Consider the following 22,050-nt stretch of genomic DNA (forward strand, 5'->3'; position numbering starts at 1 on the left):
TGAGCTGCGGACAGTGCCGCCTGCTACAGCCGCCGCCTCACACTTGCACGGCGGTGCGAACACGGCCGGCATTGCCAAATACCCGCAGATAACGCTCCGCCTCGGACGGGCTGCCGGTGGCTTTTTCCGGGTTGTCCGACAGTTTTACCGCTGGTCGGCCGTCGACCGACGTCACCTTGCAAACGATCGAGATCGGATCGAGATCGACGGAGCCGTCCGGCGCGCATCCGACGAAATCATTGGTCAGGTTGGTGCCCCAGCCAAAGCTGATCCTGACGCGGCCGGCAAAATGGCGGTAGGTCTCCTCGATCGATCCGACATCCATGCCGTCGGAAAAAACCAGCAGCTTCTCCTTGGGATCGCGGCCCTTTTGCTTCCACCATTTGATGATTTCCTCGCCTGCCGCGATCGGCGGTGCGCTGTCCGGCCGAAAGCCGGTCCAGTCGGCCACCCATTCCGGCGCATCCCGCAGGAATGATTTAGTGCCGAAAGCGTCGGGCAGGGCGATCAGAAGATTGCCGCCATAGGTATGGCGCCACTGATCGAGGATGCGGTACGGCGCCCAGCGAAGTTCGGTATCGTCGTTCGCCAGCGCCGCGGCCACCATCGGCAGTTCATGCGCGTTGGTGCCGGTCGCTTCCAGATCATTGTCCATCGCCAGCAGGACATTGGAGGTGCCGGTGAAGGACGGTCCGAGGCCTTCCTTGACGGCCTCAACGCACCAGCGCTGCCACAGGAATCCATGGCGCCGCCGCGTGCCGAAATCGGAAAGACGAAGTCCTTCCAGCTTGCGCAGGCGCTCGACTTTGCTCCAGAGCTTGGCCTTGGCGCGGGCATAAAGCACATCGAGCGCAAATCGACCTTGGCCTTTCATCACCTGGCGCGAGCGCAGCTCATTGAGAATCGCTAGCGCCGGGATCTCCCACATGGTGGTGTGGGTCCAGGGCCCGTGGAAATGCAATTCGTATTGGCCGTCTACCTTGTGAAGCTCATACTCAGGCAGGCGGAAGGGGGCGAGCCAGCTGATGAAGTCAGGCGCAAACATCTGGGTCTTGCCATAGAACGTATTACCGGCGAGCCATATCAACTCCTTCTTGGTGAAGCGGATGGTGCGGGCGTGGTCGAGCTGGGCGCGAAGCTCTCCCTCATCAATGATTTCGGCGAGACGCACGTGCCGGCTGCGATTGATAACCGAGAACGTTACGCGCTGATCCGGGTAAAGCTCCCGAATCATTTGCAGCATCAGCAGCTTGTAAAAATCGGTATCGAGCAGGCTGCGCACGATCGGGTCGAGCCGCCAGCCGTGATTGTAGGTCCTGCTTGCAATATCTGTAACTGCCATGCTGGAACTTTATCGCGCCGGAAGCCATGCAACCAGTGGCTTTCGGTAGGCATGGCAGGCCAGCGAGATATCCCTTCCGGCCCCGTTATGCCCGAAGGCAGCGTGGCGCAACCTCGATCATTAGGAAATCATCTTGTTCTGGCCTGCCGGCCGGACCGCCGCCAGTTTTTGCGATCGGCCTTCACCCAAGCGCTCCAGCCACACCAGTGCCACCGCTGACAGAAAAGGCAGGCTTTGGATCAACAGGATGGTCGCGAATAGGTCAGCCTCAAGCACCCGGTAGAAGTTGGTCGCGAAAATCGTGATAGCGCCCGCGACCAACAGCGCGCCGAGCACCGTTTCCGGCATCGTCAGGATGCGGGTGCCGACCACGACCCCCTTGCCCTTCGGGGTACGATGGAAATAGTTGCCATGCGCCGGCAGCGCCGCCTTGAAGGCTGCGCTCGCCACCGTCCACTGAACCGACATGAACACCACCATGGCGCCGAACATCTGGCGGTACGGCACTGCAACGCGCAGCCGGTAAGCACAGACAAAATGGGCGAGCGATACGATAAAGGCAGAGATGATTGGCAGCGTGAGCAGCGGATCCGGGATGGCGACGATCTTGAAGGCCACGAACGGTACCCAGACCAGATTGAGCAGCGCCGCCGCAACGGCAATGATTTCGGCCCCGAACCAGCTCAGCCAGCCGAAAGCGAATTCCCGCTTTTGATCGCGGTCGAGCAGGCTCGTTCCCGGCAGGAACTGCCGCCAATGCTTCTTCACGATCTGCACCGCGCCGCCGGCCCAGCGCGACCGTTGCGTCCTGAAGGCCATATAGTCTTGTGGCAGCAATCCCCAGCCATAACGCTGGTTGGTGTAGTGGGCACGCCAGCCGCGCTCCAGGATTGTCAGTCCCAGATCGCTGTCCTCGCAAATCGTGTCGCTCGACCAGCCGCCGGCCGCCTCTAGCGCAGTTCGGCGGATCAGGCACATCGTGCCGTGGACGATGATGGCGTTGACCTCGTTGCGCTCGACCATGCCGATATCGAAAAAGCCGGCATATTCGGCGTTCATGGCGGCGTGGATAGCGCTTCGGTCGCCATCGCGATGATCCTGCGGCGCCTGGATCAGTCCCACCTTGGAATCGGCGAAACCGGGGATCAGATCCTTCAGCCATTTTGGATCGACTACGTAATCGGCGTCGATGATGCCGATGATCTGCGCATCGGCAGAAGTCTCTGCCATCGCGAGCCGGAGCGCGGCGGCCTTGAATCCCCTAAGGTTCTCGACGCGAACAAACTTGAAGCGCGGGCCCAGGTCGCGACAGCGTGCCTCGATCGGCCGCCAGAATGCCGGATCGGGCGTGTTGTTGATGACGACCACGCATTCGAAATCCGGATAATCCAGCTGCGCCACCGAATCGATGGTGCGCAACAGCATCTCGGGCGGCTCCCGGTAGGCGGGAATGTGGATCGACACCTTCGGCGTCAACACGGCTGGGGCCGACGATGACACGTTCAACAGCCGCGCGGGCTCGTGGCCAAGCGCAACCGTCGCCATTTCGTTCAACCGGGAGCGCGCGATTGGCGCGAGCAGGCCCAACAGCGGCAGCGCGATAGCGAACGTGATCACCTCGCCATGCAGGAAATAGTGGCCCTGCCAATACACTAGCACGCTTGCGCACCAGTGGCCGACCAAATGGTCGGCGGCGGCGAGCAACGTTGCCTGGCCGGCGGTCGCACCGCGAAGCGCCAGGATCGAGATCGACAGCAACAGACCGATCGATACAGCGAGTAGCGCCGCTTTCCAGTAATCGGCGTCTACGAGCTGTCCAGTCCAGGCGAATTTTGGCTGCAGCGACGCGTCGAAGATGCCCCAGTAAGGCCCGACATTGCCCTCGAACAATTTCTCCGGCTGATCGATCGCCTCGACGATGTTGTAATCGATGCCGAGCACGTTGGCGCGTGCCACGAAATTGCGCAGCAGCACGGCCTGACTGACCGGGTCGGGCACCGCGCGCTCGAAATTGTGCCCGGCGCTCGGCCAGCCGAACTCGCCGATCACGATCTTCTTGCTGGGATACTTGGCGCGCAACAGCTCGTAGAGCGCGAGCGATCCATCGAGTGCGGTTTGCTTCGGCATGCCCTCCCAATAGGGAAGGATATGGGCGAACACCTCGTCCACGGCATCGACGAGCTCTGGATGGTCGATGAAGGTTTTCCAGTGATCCGCAGTCGCCACTGGGACCGGACTGTCCCGCTTTACGCGCCTGACGATTTTCGCAAGCTCGGCCGCGCTGTGCTCATGCCGCAGGAACGTTTCGTTGCCGACGACCAGCCGGGTGACGTTGCGATAGCGCCGCGCCAGATCGAGCGCGGTCGCGATCTCGCGCTCATTTCGCGCTTCGTCCTTGTCGAGCCAGATCCCGAGCGTCACTGTGAGCCCGAGTTCTCGCGCGATTTCCGGAACCCGTTCCAGGCCTTGCGTCGAGGCGTAGGTGCGCACCGACTCGGCGTATGCGGCAATCGCGGCAAGGTCGGTGCGGATCTGCGCTTCCGGTACGATCGGACCCGCCGGAGTTTTCTGGGCGAACCGGTTGTAGGAGACGCTCGGCAATTTGTCTTCAACCGAATCCGCAGCCGTGTCGGGCTTCTTCAGCGCCCAGAATGCCAGATGGATGCATGCGATAAAGCTAACGATCGCGGCAAAAGTGCCGAGCGACATCACACGGTGGCGGCCCTTGGCAGCGCCGCTCCGTCTGCCGGCGATCTGGTCCGGCGTGTTCATTCGGCGGGTCGGGTCGCGGGCATGAAACCTTTTTGGGACGGCAGGCCGATGCGCGTAGCGAAGAGGTGGGGACGAAACCTCGAATAAAAAATAAAAGATCATTTAGTATCGGCTGCTCAGCCGAATGTGATGAGCAGCCCAGCGCGATATCCGTTGCCGACCTGACTGTCGACCGCCTGCACACCGGTCCAGGCCTGCTTGTCCGGGGCGAATTGCCGCCTCAGGTAAGACACAAGCTCCGCGATCTGATCGTCGGTCATGCTGTCGTTGAAGGCGGGCATATAGCCGAGGTTGCGCGACACCGGTGACGCGATACCGTGCAGGAGCATTTGAATCAGGTGTCCGGCAAAGTTTGACGATGCCCCTGTCACTTCCGCTTACGCCGACAGCCAGCGCAGAGCGGATGTGGAGGGCTAGTCGGCGAGGCTAAGCGCCAGCGCAATAGCCCCCACCACAATGAGGCTGGCGGCCCAGGACGTATCCAGATTGAACCAGCTCCGTGATAGGAATTTAAGACCGAGATAGCGGTAAACCAGCCACGCCAAGCATCCGCCGGCTGCGATCATCGCGGTGGCGTGGACCACGGAGACCACCACGGCCATTGCGAGATTGGCATTGATGAGGATTCCGGCTGCCTCGTGGGCTTTGTCGAGATCGGCTTGACGGCAGAGCCCGAGATAGATCGGCACAAGCATCAGCCCCGCGCCATGAGCAATTGCCACGGCGAAGGACCAAAGACCCAATTGCGTCGGTCGTACCCGCGCCAATGCCCGTGGATGGCGCCGGTCGACCAGCCGGAAGATACCGAACCCGATGACAAGGAGGCCGGCGCCGACCTGGATCTGGCGCTGCCATTCGACGAGGGCGATCAGCAGTCCGAAGGGAAGGATCACCAGCAGCATCGCCAGCAGATGGCCGGCCGCTAGCGGCCAAAGCGCGGCTACCAGGGCACGCGAACTTCTTTCCATCAACCCGGCGGAAACGGCGAGCGGCCACCCCATTCCCGGGTTTGCTCCGTGGTAGAGGCCGCTCGCGATGACAGCCAGCCAGAGCCAGGCAGGTGTCCAACCCGCTCCGCTCAAATTCAAACCGAGGGATAGCAGAACGAATCCGTCGAACAGTCGCCGCCCTCGAGCCGGATCTGATGCGCGCGGTATCCGTCGGGGAAGCTTACCCAGTAGTCCTTTGACAGCTCAAGGCCACCGTTCGGATTTGCATTGGCCATGACCTCGGCACCCGGCATCCCCTCGGGATAAAATTGGTTGTCCCATGTCGAGTAGAGCGAGTTGGTCCAATACACTCGTCTGCCGTCGCGGCTGATCTCGACCATCTGCGGGCCGCCCGCATAGCTCTTGCCGTTCGGGTGAGGCGTGCGTCGTACAATGCCGCCGATGTGCACCGACCCCGCGAGCTTCGGCTTTTTCGGATCGGTAACATCATATTGACGCATCTCGCCGGTGCCCCAACAGGAGACATAAAGGAATTTGTCATCCATCGACAAGTCGATGTCGGTCACAAGCGGCGGCACTGCGCCAAAGCCCTGCAGAAGCGGCGGCAGCCGATCCTTTGGCGCCGGCTCGGGTGGGATCGTCGCCGTCTTCTCGATGTGGAACTTGCCGCCCTCGCGCCACCAGGTCCAGATCGAACCTTCGAGGTTGGTGGTATCGACCACAACGCCCAGGAAACCGTGCTCGCGAACGGGATCGTGAGCGGGACGCACTTCGAGTGCCATTTGATGATTGGCGCCGAGATCGATCGTCTGGACGTTTCGCCGCGCCCGAAGATCCCAGAAGTGGATCCGATGACCATATTTGTTCGAAAGGAGATCTTCCGGCACGATCCCGTTTTCGAACTGGGGCGGCAACCCCCATTCGCTCGTCACCATGTAGTCGCGGGGCAGGTTCCACCAGAAATCATAATGCAGCGTCTGGGGGCCGCGATCGATCTCCCACCGTCCCAGCACATCGAATGTCTCGCAGTCCATGATGAAGACGCCGGGCGGCCCATCGGTACCATCCTTGCCGCCGCCACCGAGCGTGCTGACGTAAATCCCTTCCGGCCCGCAGTGGACCGTGTGCGGCCGCGAGTAGCCGGTCTTTTTAAGGATTTCCTCAGGCTCGATAATCTTGTGAATCTTCGCCTTGGCAGGATCGGGTTGCGTATCCACGACATAAATGCGCGAGGACCGGATCCCGGGGATTATCAGGTAGCGCCGCTCGACGAATGCATGCCCCGCGAGCGGCCACAAAGCGGACGAGCAGGCGTTCCACCCGAAATGGTGAAACTCGTCCCCCTTGTTGGGCATCGTCACCGTGTGGACGATTTGGCTGAAGGTCGGCGAGCCTGGCTTCACATCGATCACAGCGAGCGCGTCGGGTTTTGAGAAGTCTGGGCTAAGCAGCAAGGTGTAGGCGAAGCTCTCTGGCGGAGCTTCCATTGCAAGCTTCGGAGATGCGTGAAACGTGGGATCGGGCCTCATCGTCATCGTACTGCCTCCCTGTTGCCTGGCGTGCCATTGCACCAACAATACTGCTCGGTGAAAACGACGGAACCCCCGCATGCGGCTCTTGCGCGCTAGTGCCCCGCCACACGCAAGCCGAGCGGTTCTTCTTACCGTCGCGATCTTGCCGGCGTTGTGCGAGCGGCGTGCGGTGTCACCGCTGATCGCACACCTGGACGCCAAAATCTCGCAGTCGGGTCCATTGCTGCCGACCGCCGCGCCGAATTCACCTTGCAGGTCGGTTCGGGTCTCAAAGGAGAACCGCAACCGAGTTAATCCTACTTGATCGTGATAGTTATTTTTTCTGACACGACCGGAGGGTTGAACGGATAGTGCTCGGCGTCGCCCAGCACGAGTTGCAGGGTATGCTTGCCGGGCGGAAGTTCGATGCGCGCCTCGGTTTGGCCCGCTCCGAAATGAAGATGTGCCTTGTCTTGTGGGATCGGTTCGTTGGGATTGAGGGGATCATTCACATCAATCAGCAAATGGTGATGGCCGCTGTTTGGGTAACTATCGCCCGCATGGGTTACGCCCATGTTACGCAGACCAAAGCGGCACCAAAATCCGCCTTTGATGGTGGTGCCGTTCTGCGGCCACACGAAATAGAGAAGGGCATTCTTTGGCGCGGGCTTTCCTTGAGCATACGCCGCCGATGAAAGACTGGTCAGGGCCAAGGAGAGCGCGATCAACGGAATTATCTTCATGACACGTCCTGTTTCAGCGCGCTTTCAAGGGGACAGTGCGACGCGGAATCCGTGGGTGTAATATCGCACATTGGTATCGTAACTGTCGCGGTTTGACGGCCGCACATAGCGCGCGTCACTCCTCCAGGAACCGGAGCGGATGACGTGTGAGCCGCATTGGCCCTCGTCCCATGCCGAACCGTCCGTCGGAGCGCCCTGGTAGTTTTTGTGCCAGCAATCCTCGACCCACTGATCGACGCCGCCGCCCATGTCATACAGTCCAAACGGATTTGGCTTGAAGCTGCCGACCTTGATCGGTTGTTCGACGGCTGCGATATCGGTGCAATTCTTGCAGTTGGCCACGCCGGATTGAAGCTGATCGCCCCACCAGTATTTTGTCTGCGTGCCTCCGCGCGCCGCATATTCCCATTCGGCTTCGGTGGGGAGCCGATATGGCTTTCGCGTGGCTTCCGCGAGCCACGCGACATATTGCTTGGCATCGCTCCAACTGACATTCGTGATCGGCGCATCGTCCTTGCCGGTCGCCGTGAACCCACATGCTTTTGCGGCAGCGCATTCATTCCATTCCCGCACCGAGATAGGGAATTTGCTGATAGCAAAAGGCCTGACCGTCACCTGGTGAACCGGCCTTTCCGAAATTTCTTCATTGCTGCCCATCGCGAAGCTGCCGCCGCGAAGCGGGCTCATCTCGGGTTCTCGGACCGATGAGGCCAGCTGCGTCGTCGGCGCGGTCACGGGCGCGACTGAAGGCGCGGATTGCGGTAGCGGAGCTCCTTGTTTCGCTGCGGGAGGGGGTTGAGGCTGAGGCGCCGCTTGTTGCTGGGCTGGCGCCGCCGTAGGAGTCGGCTGCGGCGCGGCTTGTTTCGCGGCGGGGGCTGGCGCTGTCGGAGGCGAAACGGGGGCTGACGCCCGATCCCCTATCCTACCACGCGGTTGCAAAAGCATGTACCAGAGAATGCCGCCGGCAATGATTATTAGCGTCAAGCTCAGCAGCGAGATCAGAATGGTCTCGCGTCGCCTGCGATGCCTGTGCAAGGCGGCTGGGTCGGGAAGCACGCGGTAAACTCTCACCGGATCGGTGATGTTCTTGATCTTGCGATCACCGAGCGACTCGTATCCGCAAACCAGTTTATGCTTTATCTGTTCGTAAATGCCGCCTGAGATGTAAACTTGGCCGGCCTCGGCAATGCCCTCGAGGCGCGAAGCAATGTTGACACCATCGCCGTAAACGTCATCTGTTTCGATAATAACGTCGCCAAGATTGACACCAATTCGGTACTCGATCCAAGAATGCTTCGGCACGGATGCATTGCGGCCAACCAGATTTTGCTGGATGACGATGCTGCACCGGACGGCTTCGACGGGACTGTCGAAGATTGCGATGAAGCCGTCCCCGGTGGTTTTAACGAGTTTCCCGTGGTGCTCTACTATGCTGGGTTCTATGAGATCGCGCTCGATCCGCTTGACGCGACCGTGTGTTCCTTCTTCGTCAATTTGCATCAGGCGGCTGTAGCCCGCGATATCGCCTGCGACAATCGCAGCAAGACGACGCGGCGTCATCTCCCGCGGCGGCTCACCACTTTTGCCCGATTTGAAGTTGCGAATTTCGGCCATGGCTTAGATTGGTTTCCTTGAACTGCAAAAGTACAGTGTAGGCAAAACAACCTCTATCCAGCGCTAGCAGCCTATCATATTGCCGGTTCGCGGCAAATCAGCCGAGTGCACGCAGAAATCCAGCTATTGGGTCACGACTGACTGCCGAAAGGTTCGAAACCCCGGCTCTCTGTTCCGTAACGGTTGCTTGAGGGCGGCGTGTTGCTGCGCAGCATGCGGACGATGTGGGGCGATTGTTCCCGATTTAATGAATCGTTAAAGCCGCTGATGTCCGATACGAAACGCTCGAACTGCCTGCCCGGCCGTCGCGCAGATCCGGACCGTCCTACGCGGCGGACTTTCCGGAAACCTCATCTTGCTTCGTGGTAATATGGCGACAAATTACCCCTGCCGTGGATTCGATACAAAGTTTGAGACCTTCGCCTGGACTCGCGGCGACCAGATCGGCTCTCGCGGCATCTCGCAGCTGTTCCAGCGCGGCGGGGTCCATCTCCTTCGTCCAACAACCCAGGATTGACTTTCGCGTTCGGTATTTTACGACGAAGGCGTCGAACGGAGCGGGGCATGTGAACTGGGCAGCTTGGGTCCAAATAGGCCAGGCAGACGGTCGCAACTCCGGTGGTCTCAAGCCGAAAAAGGTTGGCGGTAGATAGCGCTCCGGCCCCCGCGACGCGCCGCCAGCCCGCGTGAAGTGGCGGATTGAGCGAACATGATCGCCGTCGCCTCATCGATCAAGCTGGCCCTCGCACCACCCAATGAAGGGCTCGCCAGCAAGTTCGCCGACCTCAAGATGTTTGTGTTGCCGGGCCGTCGGGAGCGAACCCGCGAATGATTTCCGACCTGTGTGCTGCTGCGGCGTTCAAACTGGTCGGCATTGTCCCTGCCGGAATTCAGCATCAATCCGCCGAAGCGCGACGCGGCGACGCACCTACGGGTCTTGAACCGCCGCAGGCGAGATCCTTACCTGATCGGGTAGGTCGCGGCACCTGCCGCCCGCAGTAGGGAGGGAATGATGAACTACCTGCGAACAGCGATCCTTCTGGCTGGCCTCACGGCCCTGTTCATGGGTGTCGGTTATTTGATCGGCGGCGCCAGCGGCGCAACCATCGCTCTCGTGATCGCTGCCGCGACAAACCTGTTCGCCTACTGGAACTCGGATCGTATGGTGCTATCGATGTACGGCGCCCACGAGGTCGATCAGCGCACCGCGCCCGAACTCGTGAATATGGTGGCCGAACTCGCCGCGCGGGCCGGGCTGCCGCCGCCGCGGGTGTTTTTGATGGACAATCCGCAGCCCAATGCATTCGCCACCGGCCGCAATCCGCAGAACGCCGCGGTTGCCGTGACCACCGGGCTCGTGCAGTCGCTCAGCCGCGAGGAACTCGGCGGGGTGATTGCCCACGAACTCGCGCATGTGAAGAATCACGACACGCTTCTAATGACCATCACCGCGACGATCGCAGGTGCGATCTCAATGCTGGCGCAGTTTGGGATGTTCTTCGGCGGTCATCGCGATAACAACAATGGCCCGGGCATCATCGGTTCGATCGCGATGATGATCCTAGCGCCAATAGGCGCCATGTTAGTGCAGATGGCGATCAGCCGCACGCGCGAATACGCCGCCGACAATCTCGGCGCTCGCATCGTCGGCCAACCGATGTGGCTCGCGTCCGCGCTGGTCAAGATCGCCAACGCCGCGCACGAGATTCCCAACATAGAGGCCGAACGCAATCCGGCGACGGCGCACATGTTCATCATCAATCCGCTGTCGGGTCACGGTATCGACAGTCTGTTTTCGACGCATCCGTCGACCGAGAACCGGATCGCCGAGCTGCAGCGGCTCGCTGCCGAATTCGGTACGCGCGGCGCAGCGCCGTCGGCACGTCCGGGGCCGTCGGATCCTCGACGCGGTCCCTGGGCCGCGCTTCGCAACCGCGCCGCTCCTCGCGGGCCATGGGGGTGAAGACACCGACTTTGGGCCTGGTCACGGCGGAGGGGGGATCGGTTCGGTACCGCTTCAACCGCGATCCAGCCGCCGTTGCCGTAACGCGACCTCGTATCGGATCCCGGCTCTTCATCTACCGCGACACCTTTGGCTGACGGGCTCAAGCGAAGCTGCTATCATTCCTGGAGGGCCATTGGAACGGAGCAGCGCCATGGACGCAGTGACGACGAAGGGTTCTCAGATCGCCGACACGCATTCCCACCTCGTTCGACCCGAAAGTATGGAGTGGCAGAAGACCCGCTTCCCCGGCTGCGAGGCCAAGACGCTGCTGTTCGATCGCGCGACGGGCCTGATGACCGCGCTGATGCGGTTTGCGCCGGGCGCGGTGCTGCCCGACCACGAGCACGTCAACATCGAGCAGACCTACGTTCTCCAGGGAAGCCTGGTCGACAAGGAAGGCCCGGCGCAGGGCGTCGAGTGCAAGGCCGGCGAATTCATCTGGCGCGAGCCGGGCAGCCGCCACGTCGCATGGTGTCCCGAGGGCGGGCTGATGCTCGCGATCTTCCAGGTTCCCAACAGGTTTTTCGAGGCTGACGGCCGCGTCGTCGATGCCGCGGGCCAGGACTGGGACGAGACCTGGGGTCACACAGGCGTAGCCGACCGTGAAACTCGGTGACGGACTGCCGGTTTGGAATGGCAGGCCGCTTCGAGCTATTGGGCCGAAACCGGGATCAAGGGCCGGGCGAAACTGAGTTCGTGGCCGTCGGGGTCAACCAGGTGGAAGAAGCGCTCCCCCCATTCGGCATCGCGGGGCAGGGTAGTTGGCCGGTATCCCGCCGCGACCGCACGGTCGTAAAGTGCGTCAACATCGGCAACGTAGAAGATGACCCGCCCCCACCAGGACCAGCGCCGCTCGGCAGGCTGGGCGATTAGGTTGAGATAGCTCGTGCCTGCTCGAAAACTGGTGAATGACGACTCTCCGCCGCCATACAGGATCTCAAACCCCAGCGCGCGGTAGAACCCAACAGCTCGTAGCATTTCGTGGGTGCCCAATGTGATCGCACTGATTCCTTCGATCATGCACAGAACTCCTTTTTATTTACCTGCGCCGACCCTGCCATCAGCCTCGCCGCTCGCGTTGACGATTGTCTCCTGCTGGCATGACGTGAAAGAACAGATCGGCGTCGGGGCCGCTAATGGAGTAAAGCGACGCCCAGCATACTATTCAACTCGTCACAGCTGAGGCCGGCATTGTTCTTGACGTGACGTCAAGTCGATAGGATCATATTTGACTTGAGACGCCTGACCCTCGGAACGAAATGCGTCCGTGCGGTCCCGCGCCTTCTGTTTATGGCCTCGTTGTCGGCAGGAACGGGAGGTAGCAATGACTATCGACTATACTTCACCTTCAATCGCGCGATCGCAAGCAGGCCTTCAGCTGGCTCGACCGCAGTTTTTCTGTGATGAGGTTGGACGACGAGAATTTATCTGCGGCGGAGCCGCCGGTGTCCTTAGCGTGATACTTGCTACGCTCCTCGCTGGCGCGAAGCCGGCCAAGGCCCAGTCCGTCACCGGATCACTTCCTGAGCTTGACCGCGTGGCGGTTCGGATCGTGGTCGATAGCTATCAGTTCGCTGTCGCTCCGAGCAGGAAGCTGCCAAACCTTGATGTCCAGCATTTTGGCTGGGGCCTCAGCGACAAGCCGCCACGCAGAACGTTGGTCAGCGAATTCGGCCTTGCGATGCATGTCGAGTCGCGGCGGGGCAACGAGACGCGCAATACCCTGGTTGATTTCGGTTTCACGCCGGAAGCCCTTCTCAACAATGTGAATCTGCTTGGCATTGATCCTACGGCCGTCGACGCACTTGTGCTCAGCCACGGGCACCAGGACCACTTTGGCGGTCTCGTCGGTTTCTTGCAGGCGCACGGTGGCAGGCTCAAGCCCAAACTGCCGTTATTTGTCGGCGGCGAAGGATGCTTCTGCGCGCGCGAGTGGATCGCAGCGCCGGTGCGTGGCAACTTCGGCGTCATCGACCGCAAAGCACTCAAGGAGGCCAACGTCGCCGTCACCGTCGCGGAGAGACCTGCCCTGGTTGCCGATCATGCCGTGGCCACGGGGCAGATTGGTCAGAAGAGTTTCGAGAAGGTGCTATCACCGAGCGCAATGACCATTGGTTTTGACCGAGGCCTCGGCTGCTATCCCGACCGCCTCAGCGAGGCGGAACGCAGTGCGCCCGTCGTACCTGATCAATTTCAGCACGAGATCGCAACGGCGTTCAATCTGAAGGGACGGGGGCTTGTCGTCCTGACTTCGTGCAGCCATCGCGGCGTGGTCAACGCGATCAGGCAAGCGCAAGCCGCTTCCGGTGTGGAAAAAATACATGCAGTGATCGGCGGCTTTCATCTCGCGCCCTATCAAGAGGAATATGTTCGAGATACAGTCAAGGCACTCCAGGAAATCGATCCGTCTTACGTGATTCCGCTGCATTGTACGGGCGAACCTTTTTACGAAATCGCGCGCGCTGCGATGCCGACAAAACTTTTACGCTCGTACACGGGAACTCGCTTGGTTTTCGAGGCGTGAGCGTGGCATAACCCGGCTGGCAATTGAGGCCCCAGCCTTGCTACGCAGCTTGACCGCGCCGTGCATTTCGCCAGGGTGGTGAGAGCTGTAGCTAGATCAGTTCTGAAATGCCACGCCGACAAAATCGCCCTGCCGCCAGACCACGCGGCATTTGCGAATGGTGTGGAAATTATCGAATGTCAATTCGAAGTTCAGGGGCAAGACGTTAAGCTGTTGCAATCGAATTCCCGCGCCACGGTTTGTTACGTCGTGGACGGCACAAGTGAATACGCCGCGCTGCGCATCAAAGAAGAGCAACGCGCTCTTCGAGATCGTCGTTCTGCCGACGGATCGTCGTTCGACGCTCATTCAGGGCCACCGGCGTAAGGCTGCGCAGGGACTCAAGCCTATCGAAACGGGCTCCGACATCAACCGGGTTCAATTTTCTTCGTAAACAAACAATTTTATCGATTGCGTACTGCCGCTTCTGGTGAGGCGCACATGCCTGCGGGGGCGGGCTCCAATGCCGAGCCCCAGCGTCTCGGCCCGGGTTCCTGAAGTCGCGCGATGTCTGGACGGGGGTCAAGAGCTGACGTTCTGGCAATGAGTACCTCTTGCGCGGAGCCGGACATAAGTCAGCAGGTGATGAACAGAGGTGTTAATGTTAACGGGCGGGAAGAAGCTCAACGCTCGTCTCGATTATGCCGCAGTCTGGCCCACATAATACTGCCCGTTTCGGCGGTTCCCTTGCGGATCGAGTAATTCGTTAGGGCGGCGAACCCCGGGGGATGGATGGGCTACGGTACAGCACTCGCTGACAAGTCTCTGGCGGACAACGGCACTTCCTTGTTCCGCAAGATTGCGTGGGGCGTTGCAGTATTCTCGTTGGCATCGGGAATGGCTGCGTGGATTGCCGACTGCAATCCGGTTTCTTGGATTTCATATTCCGCTTCTTCGAGAGATGACTACACCCCATCGTTTGATGCCCGGTTCTTGCAAGGTTCTCAGCCCAATTCGTCTTCGACTCACGTCAAGTCGCCGCCCCTCGTTCAATCGATGTCTGCAGAATTGGAAATAAAACGCGAACAGGCCAAAGACCTTCTTGCCCAGCGACTATTATCTCTGGACTCGCGAGCGGCCCTCATCGACGAACTTAAGCCGTTCGACCAATCCAAGCCATCGATCGTGACTGCCATTCCTGTTCCCAGGTCGCGTCCCGTCGAGGCCGGTCTCGAATTGAAGAGCGGCCTCCCTGTTGCTCAAGCTGAAAATCGCACGTTGCTACAGAAACTTTCCGATCTGTTGCCCGCGCGTATAAGGCTTGCGTCGCTGGCTCCCGATGGCGGTCTCTTTCGCAGCGGGCCAGATCTCGCGTCGCTTGGTTACGACAATCTCACCGCCGTCTACGACATCTCGGCGCGCGCCGTTTACATGCCGGATGGATCAAAACTTGAGGCGCATTCAGGACTCGGCGGTCTGATGGACGATCCGGAACGTGTGAGTGAGCGAAATGCCGGTGCAACGCCGCCAAATGTATATGACTTGAAACCCCGAGAAAAACTGTTTCACGGCGTCCAGGCGCTCCGCATGATACCCGTGGGCGACAGCGGTACGCTTGGGCGGTCCGGATTGCTTGTGCACAGCTACCTGCTCGGTCCGAACGGTGATTCGAACGGCTGCGTGTCGATCAAGGACTATGAGACGTTTCTGAAAACGTTCACAAAGGGTGAGATCAAGCGCCTCGTTGTCGTGCCAAGCCTTAGCGGTGAGACGTCAGCGTCGCGGCGCTCACCCTCAGAGTCATGACGCTGATCATCAAGGCGCTGATCGTCAGACGTCATCAACGGTGGCGAAAGAATTCCGACTGACTTTGCCGTCCTCGTTCCACAACCCGATCATGAGCGAAGCATCAAATTCTGACACACCGCTAAGGACGACGTTCAACATAAGTTTGAACGGCAAGACGGTTTCGATTGGCACCGTCGGCCAAGCTTATCAGTTTATAACCAGTCTCAGCTCGGTCGAGTGGATGGAGTTTAAATCACTGCATGAGGATGCGGTAAACTCGCTTCAGGGGGCGGCCGCGAATGGGATGTTAACTGTCCAGGCAACAAACGCGTTGCGCGCGTTGTTCATCCGCGCCAGGCTTCTTTGAACAGAAGGGCGCTTGTTCGGCGTTTGATCCGTTGGCGCCACCGAATTAGCGTTCCGGCTATTTGCCCTTCGTCTCGACTTTCCGCTTTTCGTCTTCGTTCATCTGTTTGACAGTCGCATCCTGGTTGTTCTGGCCGGTCGTCTCAGTTGTGGTGGCCGGAGGGCTGGCGTTGGGAGTGGAAGTTTGTTCCGGTGGCGTCTTCGCCGGTCGCGTGGCTGAGACGTCGGGCGGAGAGCCCGTTTGGGCTCTGACCGCCTCCGTACTCAAAAGAACGGCGCTCGACAGTAGGGACACCGCGAGCGCCATGAGTTTGATGTTCATAGCTGGGCTCCTCTCAGATCAAGGGAAACCGCCTTTATCGTCTAACGTTCCATCTTTACGTCTCGAGTTGCTTGCCGATCGGCAGTGCCCGGATGCGTTTTCCGGTCGCTGCGAAGATGGCGTTGATCAAGGCTGGGGCAAACGGAGGCACGCCCGGCTCGCCGACGCCGCTTGGAGGGATATCGGCATCAGCGGGTATGATGTGCACGTTGGTGACGAGAGGAGATTCGTCGATTCGGATGACGGGGAAGTCGTCAAAATTACCCTGCTGGACTTTGCCGTCCTTGAAGGTGATCTCGCCATATCTGGCGAGGCTCAGGCCCATGATCGCGGCGCCTTCCATCTGTGACGCGATCCGCTCCGGATTGACGAACGTGCCGCAATCAATCACCGTATCGACCCGGGGGACGACAAGCTTACCCTTTTCGTCGACCGATACTTCGACAATGGTCGCGATATAGCTGACGAAGCTCCGATGCACGGCAATCCCAAGGCCGTGGCCTTTGGGCACGGTCCGTCCCCAGCCACCCTTGTCCGCGACAACCTCGACCGCACGGCGCAGACGCGCAGTATCGATCGGATAGCTATCGTACGGCTCGCCATAGTTCCACAGGTCCTTCACGGAATCGAGCTTGAGGATCCGCGGAGAGCCGATCAGTTCAAGCAGCATGTCCTTCTGGTCGCGGTTGGTGGCATGTGCGAGTTCGCCCACCATCGATTGGACTGCAAAGGCGTGCGGGATATTCGACACCGAGCGGAACCAGCCGATGCGGGTGTGAGCGGCGGCCTCCGGATTCTCGCATTGAACATTAGCAATCTCGAACGGCATGTCGACGAGACCCATGCCGAGTTCGAAGGGTGCCTCATGCACCGCATTGGCTGCAAAGGTTGAGGCGATGCTCGGCGCGACGCTACGATGTCGCCAGGCAATCACCTTGCCGCTCTTGTCGAGGCCCGCTTCGATCCGCTCAGCCGAAACGGTATGGAGAAAGCCGTGGCGAACGTCATCTTCCCGTGTCCATTGCACCTTCACCGGGGCACCAAGGGCCTTCGAAAGCAGCGCCGCTTCAAGCGCGTAATCACATTTCGATTTGCGCCCGAATCCGCCGCCGAGCAGCGTGACGTTGACGGTCACATTCTCCTCAGGGATCCCAAGCGTCTTTGCGGTGTCTTCCCGGGTCCCGCCGGGACTTTGCACGGGTGCCCAGATCTCGGCCTTGCCGTCCTTGACATTGGCGACCGCGACGGGTGGCTCCATGCTTACATGCGCGAGGTGAGGCAGGTAGTATTCGCCGACAATCACTTTGTCGGCGCCTTTCAGGGCGGCGTCCACGTCGCCCTCCTTACGTACAACCAGGCCCGGCTTGCGCGCGGCTTCCTCGAGTTGGGTCCGATAAGCGGCCGACTCGTACTTGCCGTTGGCCCCGTCGTCCCAGACGATCTTCAGTGCGTCGCGTCCTTTGATGGCCGCGCCGGTGTTGCGTGCGATCACCGCGACGCCACCGAGCGGCTGGAACTTGGACGGCCATGGCCAACCCTGCACCTCCATGACTTTCTCGACGCCGGAGATTTTCATCGCTGCGTTTGAGTCGAACGACACCAGCTTGCCGCCCGTCACCGGCGGCCGCGCGATCACGGCATACTTCATATTGGGAAGGCGCACATCGCCACCGTATTGCGCGGTGCCGACGGTAATGTCGCGAAGGTCGACAATTCTGACTTGACCTTTGCCGAGATAACGGAAGTTCTTCGGGTCCTTCAGCTTCAGGCCTTCGACGCTCGGTACCGATTGCTTCGCCGCATCGGCAGCCAGGTCGCCGAACCCGAGACGGCGGCCGGTTGCGGAATGAACCACCTCGTGGTTTACCGCCTTGACCTCGGTGGCCGGCACGCCCCAACGTTTGGCGGCTGCGCCTTCGAGCATTGTGCGCGCGGACGCGCCGATCTCGCGCATCGGGATCAAATAGTGCCGTGTGCTGCGCGATCCATCGGTATCCTGATTGCCGAACTTGACCTCGTCTCCGGGCGCCTGCGCCACCTTTACGCGCGACCAATCGGCCTCCATTTCCTCGGCCACAATCAAGGGCAGGCTGGTCCGGACACCCGTTCCCATTTCGGATCGGTGCGCCACGATCGTTACCGTTCCGTCGGATGCGATGGCAACGAAGACGCGCGGGTCGACGACCGTACCGTGTGGCATCTTTCCGGCACCGGTTTGATAGGCCGCAAACGCCTGACGCGACATCACCGGCGCGGCCAGCACGAGCCCGCCCACGATGCCGAGGCCTTTGAGAACGCTGCGACGGGAGACGTTTTCGACCTTGATGCGGCGCTCAATGCCGCGAAGCTTGTCGGGATTTGTGATGATGTTCATGATCAGACCCCCGTCGAAGCGAGATGGACCGCGTTTTCGATGCGCTGGTAAGCGCCGCAGCGGCAAATATTGCCCGCCATCGCTTCGCGTATCTGATCGTGTGTCGGCCTTGTGTTTTCCATCAGCAGCGCAGCAGCCTGCATGATCTGGCCGACCTGGCAATAACCGCATTGCGGGACATTTAGCTGGCGCCAGGCCTTCTGAACCGGGTGATCACCCGTGGGATGGAGGCCTTCGATTGTCGTGACCTCTCGGTCGACCACGTCGGAAACCGAAGTAATGCAGGCACGGACGGCCTGCTGGTTGACAATAACGGTGCATGAGCCGCAGAGAGCCTGGCCGCAGCCAAATTTTGTGCCCGTCAATCCGACTTCATCACGCAGAAACCAGAGTAGCGGAAGATCCGGGTCGCCGTCCCAGTTTCGTTCCTGGCCGTTAATCTTCACCTTGATCATGATCGATCCTCGCTCTTCATAAGCTGCCAATGCCTCTTCGGCGTGAACGAGAACCTGTTTCTTGACCGCTCAACGCCGTCGCTTCAAACTTCCTTGCAGGGTCTCACGGAAAGCGGAGCTTGCTGAGAATCCGCAAACTACATCCTTCGATCCGTTTGATTTTGTGTGTCGACGCCATCTCCTGTTTTTGCTTTTGCTTGTTCACTGGATCCGCTTCGCGAGATGGAAGTTCTCACGGCGCTACCGGAAGACGGGCGGATCGCCAGACGCTATTTTGATTTTGCATTTTTGCGCTAAATGTTTGGCGAAAGCAGGGCCTTGGAAGTTTCGCGTTTGTGTCAGTAATCCTTACGCAGGGGGTCCGAACGAAACCATACTTTTGAAAAACTGCAGCGTGGTATCAGGACACTGTGCAAGAATTTTCTGTTGCGTCGACTGACGTAGTCATGGATGTCCATTGTTTGCACGAAGCGGAGACCGGCGGAGCCGAATACTTCACAGGTTTAGCAAATCCGAACTACATCGGAATTTCGGTTTCACCCACAATGACGCGCTGTGCGATCCAGAGATGTCTGTGCTGTTCAGTGAAATACGCATGATGTGGCGTTCTGTACTTGCGACCAGATGAAGTGCGATGGACGCATCGGAGTGCCTGCAGTCACTTGGATCGAGAACGCTAGTGGAAGGCGCATTATTTAGAACGGCAATCGCATTACTCGGAACAACAAAACAAATTTGTCTGCCGCCTTCTTTTTGGCCGACTTCCGCCGTTCAATTTACGCATGTCCCAATCCGATCAGAGCACTGCAACATCGGCTGAAAGCATAGGCGCTGAACTCGGGACGGCTATGCCGTCGTGTTCAGACCCGACACGGCGCAAGCTCATCTTGACGGCTCTCGCCACGGGAGCGTGCATAGCGTCGTCCAGATCTGCTGCTGCTGCTGATGAGGATCAGCCGGGCAGCGATGAGCGACCCCAAAAGGGGGATGTTCTCGTTTTCTCGGAAAAGGATCATGCGGGCGAAGTCATCGAGCCGCAGGATCTGAAACTTGGCGGCCCGCCGGTGCGCGCCTGGCCAAAGGATCCGAAGACCTCGGTGGTCCGCAAGGGCTCGCGATTAAACGAGGTGGTTGTCGTAAGACTTGATCCGGCCGAGCTGGATGAGGAGACGCGGCCGCGCTCTGCTGACGGCATCGTCGCCTATTCGGCAATTTGCTCGCACGCGGGATGTCCCATTACGGCCTGGGTGAAGGGCGCAACCGGCGACAAAGATGTGCTTAAATGCGTCTGCCATAATTCCGAATTTGACCCCCGGCACAGCGCGCAAGTTGTGTTTGGACCAGCGCCCCGGCGTCAGGCGGCGCTTCCGTTGGCGATGGCCGACGGTTCACTCACGGTAGCTGCAACATTTGTTGGAAAGGTAGGCCAGCAGGCAGGGTGACAGCGGTCGCCACCGCATCGAAGTCGCACAATGATAAAAACAACCGCAAATAACGGGAGGTAGCACCTATGACGATGAAGCAATGGCTATTATCGAGCTTGGTCGCGTCCACATGCCTTATTCCGATCACTGCCGGCGCCGGCCCGATCGAGAATTACAGCCCGGTGACGGCTGATCGCCTCAAAAATCCTGAACCGGGCAATTGGATGCATTATCGCCGGACTTATGACGGCCAAGGATACAGTCCGCTCGACCAGATCAACACCTCGAACGTGAAAAATCTGACACCGGTGTGGACCTTCTCGACCGGTGTGGTGGAGGGACACGAGGCCCCACCGATCATAAACAATGGCGCGATGTTCGTCACAACCCCGATGGGCCAGGTGATCGCTCTCAACGCCAAAACCGGCGACGAGTACTGGCGATATAAACGGCAGCTTCCCGATGACCTCTTTCAGTTGCATCCGACCAACCGGGGCGTCGGACTGTGGCAAGACAAGCTATATCTGGCCACAACGGACGACCACTTGGTCGCGCTTGACGCCAAGACCGGCAAAGTGGTCTGGGATACCAAAGTTCAGGACTACAAGAAGGGCCAGTACTTGACCCTGATGCCGCTGGTCGTCGACGGAAAGGTGATCGTCGGCGGTTCCGGCGGCGAATTCGGCGTGCGTGGTTACATCGTTGCGTACGATGCCAACACCGGCAAGGAGCTGTGGCGGACCTTCACCATTCCGGGCGAGGGTGAGCCAGGTAGCGAAACGTGGAAGGGCGACGACTGGAAAACGGGTGGCGGATCTGCCTGGATGACGGGCAACTACGATATCGACACCAGGACGATATATTGGGGCACCGGCAACGCCGCACCTTGGCCGGGAGACACTCACCCCGGCGACAACCTCTACACGAGCGCAGTACTCGCGCTTGATCCTGATAGCGGCAAGATCAAAGCGTTCCACCAGTACCATCAAAACGATTCCTGGGATTGGGACGAGGTGGACGCACCAATGCTGGTCGACCTGCAAAGGGATGGCCGCTCTTTCAAGAGCCTCATCCATCCGGGACGCAACGCGATCTTCTGGGTACTCGAGCGCAAGCCGGACAAAATCAACTATGTAGCCGGCTGGCCCTTTGTTCATACCGATGTCTGGAAAGGCATTGAGCCCGAGACTGGCAGGCCGATTGTCGACCCAGCTCACAAGCCGGTTATCGGCAAGCGGGTTGAATTCTGTCCGTCGTTGTGGGGCGGCAAGGATTGGCCTTCCGCGGCCTATAGTCCGAAAACCGGATTGGTCTACGTTCCGGCCAACGAGAATTTCTGCGGAGGCTTTACCGGCGAGAAGGTGCCGTTGGTTGCGGGCCAACTTTGGCTCGGGACAAAGGCCGAAGATATCGGCCTGACGGTTCGTCCCGGTGCCACTCATTTTGGTGAACTGCAGGCATGGGATCCGGCCACCGGAAAGAAGGTCTGGTCGCACAATTTCCCAAAATCGCACCTGTTTGGTTCGGTCACTGCTACGGCGGGCGATCTCATCCTTGCGGGAGGTACCAATGACCGGATATTCCGCGCCTTCCATGCCAAGACAGGCGAACTGCTTTGGGAGCAAAAGACCAACTCCGGCATCATGGGCATGCCGATCGCGTATGAAGTCGACGGGACGCAGTATATCGCTGTCCAATCGGGCTGGGGCGTAGACGCGCAGCGCATCCAGGACGCATTGGCGAGCGGTAATAATGTCGGTATTGAGAATAACGTGCCGCAGGGCGGCGTCGTTTGGGTGTTCGCCGTCAAGAAGTGATTGCAAAGAGGCAATGTCCGGATCCTGGCCGCTTCAGGTGGCGGCCAGGTGTGCCTCGGAAAAG

At 59.7% G+C, this 22,050-nt stretch carries 20 protein-coding genes; 8 read left to right on the forward strand and 12 right to left on the reverse strand.

Annotation, left to right across the window (positions count from 1 at the left end):
• Nucleotides 1-37: 37 nt before the first annotated feature.
• From pncB to N554_RS0131105, 7 genes are all read right to left on the reverse strand, one after another.
• A complete protein-coding gene (pncB, locus tag N554_RS0131075; RefSeq protein ID WP_029586997.1) occupies nucleotides 38-1,342 on the reverse strand; it encodes a nicotinate phosphoribosyltransferase in 1,305 nt (434 codons plus the stop codon).
• Nucleotides 1,343-1,462: 120 nt separating this feature from the next.
• On the reverse strand, nucleotides 1,463-4,114 hold the full coding sequence (locus N554_RS0131080; RefSeq protein WP_051677819.1) for a glycosyltransferase: 2,652 nt from the start codon (nucleotides 4,112-4,114) through the stop codon (nucleotides 1,463-1,465).
• A gap of 116 nt (nucleotides 4,115-4,230) precedes the next feature.
• A complete protein-coding gene (locus N554_RS0131085) occupies nucleotides 4,231-4,443 on the reverse strand; it encodes a c-type cytochrome (RefSeq protein ID WP_029586999.1) in 213 nt (70 codons plus the stop codon).
• Between the two features lie 84 nt (nucleotides 4,444-4,527).
• Complete coding sequence (locus N554_RS0131090) at nucleotides 4,528-5,115, reverse strand: hypothetical protein (RefSeq protein WP_245283769.1); 588 nt, start codon at nucleotides 5,113-5,115, stop codon at nucleotides 4,528-4,530.
• Nucleotides 5,116-5,198: 83 nt separating this feature from the next.
• Nucleotides 5,199-6,599: a selenium-binding protein SBP56-related protein gene (locus N554_RS0131095; RefSeq protein WP_029587001.1), complete on the reverse strand. Its 1,401-nt coding sequence runs from the start codon at nucleotides 6,597-6,599 to the stop codon at nucleotides 5,199-5,201.
• Between the two features lie 293 nt (nucleotides 6,600-6,892).
• Complete coding sequence (locus N554_RS0131100) at nucleotides 6,893-7,318, reverse strand: DUF4399 domain-containing protein (protein WP_029587002.1); 426 nt, start codon at nucleotides 7,316-7,318, stop codon at nucleotides 6,893-6,895.
• A gap of 24 nt (nucleotides 7,319-7,342) precedes the next feature.
• Nucleotides 7,343-8,932, reverse strand: coding sequence for an SUMF1/EgtB/PvdO family nonheme iron enzyme (locus N554_RS0131105; protein ID WP_029587003.1), 1,590 nt, complete (start codon nucleotides 8,930-8,932; stop codon nucleotides 7,343-7,345).
• Nucleotides 8,933-9,641: 709 nt separating this feature from the next.
• Between N554_RS0131105 and N554_RS42795 the strand changes: the two genes are divergently transcribed.
• From N554_RS42795 to N554_RS0131125, 3 genes are all read left to right on the forward strand, one after another.
• Nucleotides 9,642-9,764 carry a hypothetical protein gene (locus N554_RS42795; RefSeq protein WP_256378770.1) on the forward strand — a complete coding sequence of 41 codons (123 nt, stop codon included), beginning with the start codon at nucleotides 9,642-9,644 and terminating at the stop codon, nucleotides 9,762-9,764.
• A 180-nt stretch (nucleotides 9,765-9,944) separates the two neighbouring features.
• Nucleotides 9,945-10,895: a zinc metalloprotease HtpX gene (gene htpX / locus N554_RS0131120; protein WP_029587004.1), complete on the forward strand. Its 951-nt coding sequence runs from the start codon at nucleotides 9,945-9,947 to the stop codon at nucleotides 10,893-10,895.
• A 193-nt stretch (nucleotides 10,896-11,088) separates the two neighbouring features.
• A complete protein-coding gene (locus N554_RS0131125) occupies nucleotides 11,089-11,553 on the forward strand; it encodes a cupin domain-containing protein (protein WP_029587005.1) in 465 nt (154 codons plus the stop codon).
• A gap of 35 nt (nucleotides 11,554-11,588) precedes the next feature.
• Here N554_RS0131125 and N554_RS0131130 read toward each other — a convergent pair whose 3' ends face one another.
• A complete protein-coding gene (locus N554_RS0131130) occupies nucleotides 11,589-11,957 on the reverse strand; it encodes a VOC family protein (protein WP_029587006.1) in 369 nt (122 codons plus the stop codon).
• Between the two features lie 247 nt (nucleotides 11,958-12,204).
• Between N554_RS0131130 and N554_RS0131135 the strand changes: the two genes are divergently transcribed.
• Entirely contained in the window at nucleotides 12,205-13,461 is a 1,257-nt protein-coding gene (locus N554_RS0131135; protein WP_245283770.1) for an MBL fold metallo-hydrolase, read from the forward strand.
• A 96-nt stretch (nucleotides 13,462-13,557) separates the two neighbouring features.
• Here N554_RS0131135 and N554_RS40625 read toward each other — a convergent pair whose 3' ends face one another.
• The gene (locus tag N554_RS40625; RefSeq protein WP_156042215.1) at nucleotides 13,558-13,809 is read right to left on the reverse strand and encodes a PilZ domain-containing protein; all 252 of its coding nucleotides are present in this window, start codon (nucleotides 13,807-13,809) and stop codon (nucleotides 13,558-13,560) included.
• A 423-nt stretch (nucleotides 13,810-14,232) separates the two neighbouring features.
• Between N554_RS40625 and N554_RS0131150 the strand changes: the two genes are divergently transcribed.
• Together N554_RS0131150 and N554_RS0131155 are read left to right on the forward strand one after the other, a co-directional pair.
• Nucleotides 14,233-15,246 carry a DUF2778 domain-containing protein gene (locus N554_RS0131150; protein WP_051677820.1) on the forward strand — a complete coding sequence of 338 codons (1,014 nt, stop codon included), beginning with the start codon at nucleotides 14,233-14,235 and terminating at the stop codon, nucleotides 15,244-15,246.
• A gap of 91 nt (nucleotides 15,247-15,337) precedes the next feature.
• The gene (locus tag N554_RS0131155; protein ID WP_029587009.1) at nucleotides 15,338-15,595 is read left to right on the forward strand and encodes a hypothetical protein; all 258 of its coding nucleotides are present in this window, start codon (nucleotides 15,338-15,340) and stop codon (nucleotides 15,593-15,595) included.
• 57 nt (nucleotides 15,596-15,652) lie between these two features.
• Here the strand turns inward: N554_RS0131155 and N554_RS0131160 are convergent, their stop codons facing one another.
• Genes N554_RS0131160 through N554_RS0131170 form a run of 3 tightly spaced genes read right to left on the reverse strand, consistent with a single transcriptional unit; the run spans nucleotide 15,653 to nucleotide 18,745 of the window.
• Nucleotides 15,653-15,916 carry a hypothetical protein gene (locus N554_RS0131160; protein ID WP_029587010.1) on the reverse strand — a complete coding sequence of 88 codons (264 nt, stop codon included), beginning with the start codon at nucleotides 15,914-15,916 and terminating at the stop codon, nucleotides 15,653-15,655.
• A 55-nt stretch (nucleotides 15,917-15,971) separates the two neighbouring features.
• Nucleotides 15,972-18,290, reverse strand: a complete 2,319-nt coding sequence (locus N554_RS0131165; RefSeq protein ID WP_029587011.1) for a xanthine dehydrogenase family protein molybdopterin-binding subunit — start codon at nucleotides 18,288-18,290, stop codon at nucleotides 15,972-15,974.
• A gap of 2 nt (nucleotides 18,291-18,292) precedes the next feature.
• Nucleotides 18,293-18,745, reverse strand: a complete 453-nt coding sequence (locus tag N554_RS0131170; RefSeq protein WP_029587012.1) for a (2Fe-2S)-binding protein — start codon at nucleotides 18,743-18,745, stop codon at nucleotides 18,293-18,295.
• 848 nt (nucleotides 18,746-19,593) lie between these two features.
• Between N554_RS0131170 and N554_RS0131175 the strand changes: the two genes are divergently transcribed.
• Entirely contained in the window at nucleotides 19,594-20,187 is a 594-nt protein-coding gene (locus N554_RS0131175; RefSeq protein ID WP_371259539.1) for a QcrA and Rieske domain-containing protein, read from the forward strand.
• Nucleotides 20,188-20,255: 68 nt separating this feature from the next.
• A complete protein-coding gene (locus N554_RS0131180; protein WP_029587014.1) occupies nucleotides 20,256-21,986 on the forward strand; it encodes a methanol/ethanol family PQQ-dependent dehydrogenase in 1,731 nt (576 codons plus the stop codon).
• The last annotated feature ends 64 nt before the right edge of the window (nucleotides 21,987-22,050 follow it).

Source organism: Bradyrhizobium sp. URHD0069, from assembly GCF_000701345.1.
Classification (GTDB): Bacteria; Pseudomonadota; Alphaproteobacteria; order Rhizobiales; family Xanthobacteraceae; genus Bradyrhizobium.

What these genes read in the sequence shown, in the direction of transcription:
- N554_RS0131150 (WP_051677820.1), top strand. Translation starts at nt 14,233, where the DNA reads ATGGGCTACGGTACAGCACTCGCTGACAAGTCTCTGGCGGACAACGGC.
- N554_RS0131090 (WP_245283769.1), bottom strand. Translation starts at nt 5,115, where the DNA reads ATGGGGTGGCCGCTCGCCGTTTCCGCCGGGTTGATGGAAAGAAGTTCG.
- N554_RS0131180 (WP_029587014.1), top strand. Translation starts at nt 20,256, where the DNA reads ATGACGATGAAGCAATGGCTATTATCGAGCTTGGTCGCGTCCACATGC.
- htpX (WP_029587004.1), top strand. Translation starts at nt 9,945, where the DNA reads ATGAACTACCTGCGAACAGCGATCCTTCTGGCTGGCCTCACGGCCCTG.
- N554_RS0131165 (WP_029587011.1), bottom strand. Translation starts at nt 18,290, where the DNA reads ATGAACATCATCACAAATCCCGACAAGCTTCGCGGCATTGAGCGCCGC.
- N554_RS0131085 (WP_029586999.1), bottom strand. Translation starts at nt 4,443, where the DNA reads ATGCTCCTGCACGGTATCGCGTCACCGGTGTCGCGCAACCTCGGCTAT.
- N554_RS0131125 (WP_029587005.1), top strand. Translation starts at nt 11,089, where the DNA reads ATGGACGCAGTGACGACGAAGGGTTCTCAGATCGCCGACACGCATTCC.
- N554_RS0131100 (WP_029587002.1), bottom strand. Translation starts at nt 7,318, where the DNA reads ATGAAGATAATTCCGTTGATCGCGCTCTCCTTGGCCCTGACCAGTCTT.
- N554_RS42795 (WP_256378770.1), top strand. Translation starts at nt 9,642, where the DNA reads ATGATCGCCGTCGCCTCATCGATCAAGCTGGCCCTCGCACCACCCAAT.
- N554_RS0131130 (WP_029587006.1), bottom strand. Translation starts at nt 11,957, where the DNA reads ATGATCGAAGGAATCAGTGCGATCACATTGGGCACCCACGAAATGCTA.
- N554_RS0131080 (WP_051677819.1), bottom strand. Translation starts at nt 4,114, where the DNA reads ATGAACACGCCGGACCAGATCGCCGGCAGACGGAGCGGCGCTGCCAAG.
- pncB (WP_029586997.1), bottom strand. Translation starts at nt 1,342, where the DNA reads ATGGCAGTTACAGATATTGCAAGCAGGACCTACAATCACGGCTGGCGG.
- N554_RS0131095 (WP_029587001.1), bottom strand. Translation starts at nt 6,599, where the DNA reads ATGACGATGAGGCCCGATCCCACGTTTCACGCATCTCCGAAGCTTGCA.
- N554_RS0131155 (WP_029587009.1), top strand. Translation starts at nt 15,338, where the DNA reads ATGAGCGAAGCATCAAATTCTGACACACCGCTAAGGACGACGTTCAAC.
- N554_RS0131175 (WP_371259539.1), top strand. Translation starts at nt 19,594, where the DNA reads ATGCCGTCGTGTTCAGACCCGACACGGCGCAAGCTCATCTTGACGGCT.
- N554_RS0131105 (WP_029587003.1), bottom strand. Translation starts at nt 8,932, where the DNA reads ATGGCCGAAATTCGCAACTTCAAATCGGGCAAAAGTGGTGAGCCGCCG.
- N554_RS40625 (WP_156042215.1), bottom strand. Translation starts at nt 13,809, where the DNA reads ATGAGCGTCGAACGACGATCCGTCGGCAGAACGACGATCTCGAAGAGC.
- N554_RS0131160 (WP_029587010.1), bottom strand. Translation starts at nt 15,916, where the DNA reads ATGAACATCAAACTCATGGCGCTCGCGGTGTCCCTACTGTCGAGCGCC.
- N554_RS0131170 (WP_029587012.1), bottom strand. Translation starts at nt 18,745, where the DNA reads ATGATCAAGGTGAAGATTAACGGCCAGGAACGAAACTGGGACGGCGAC.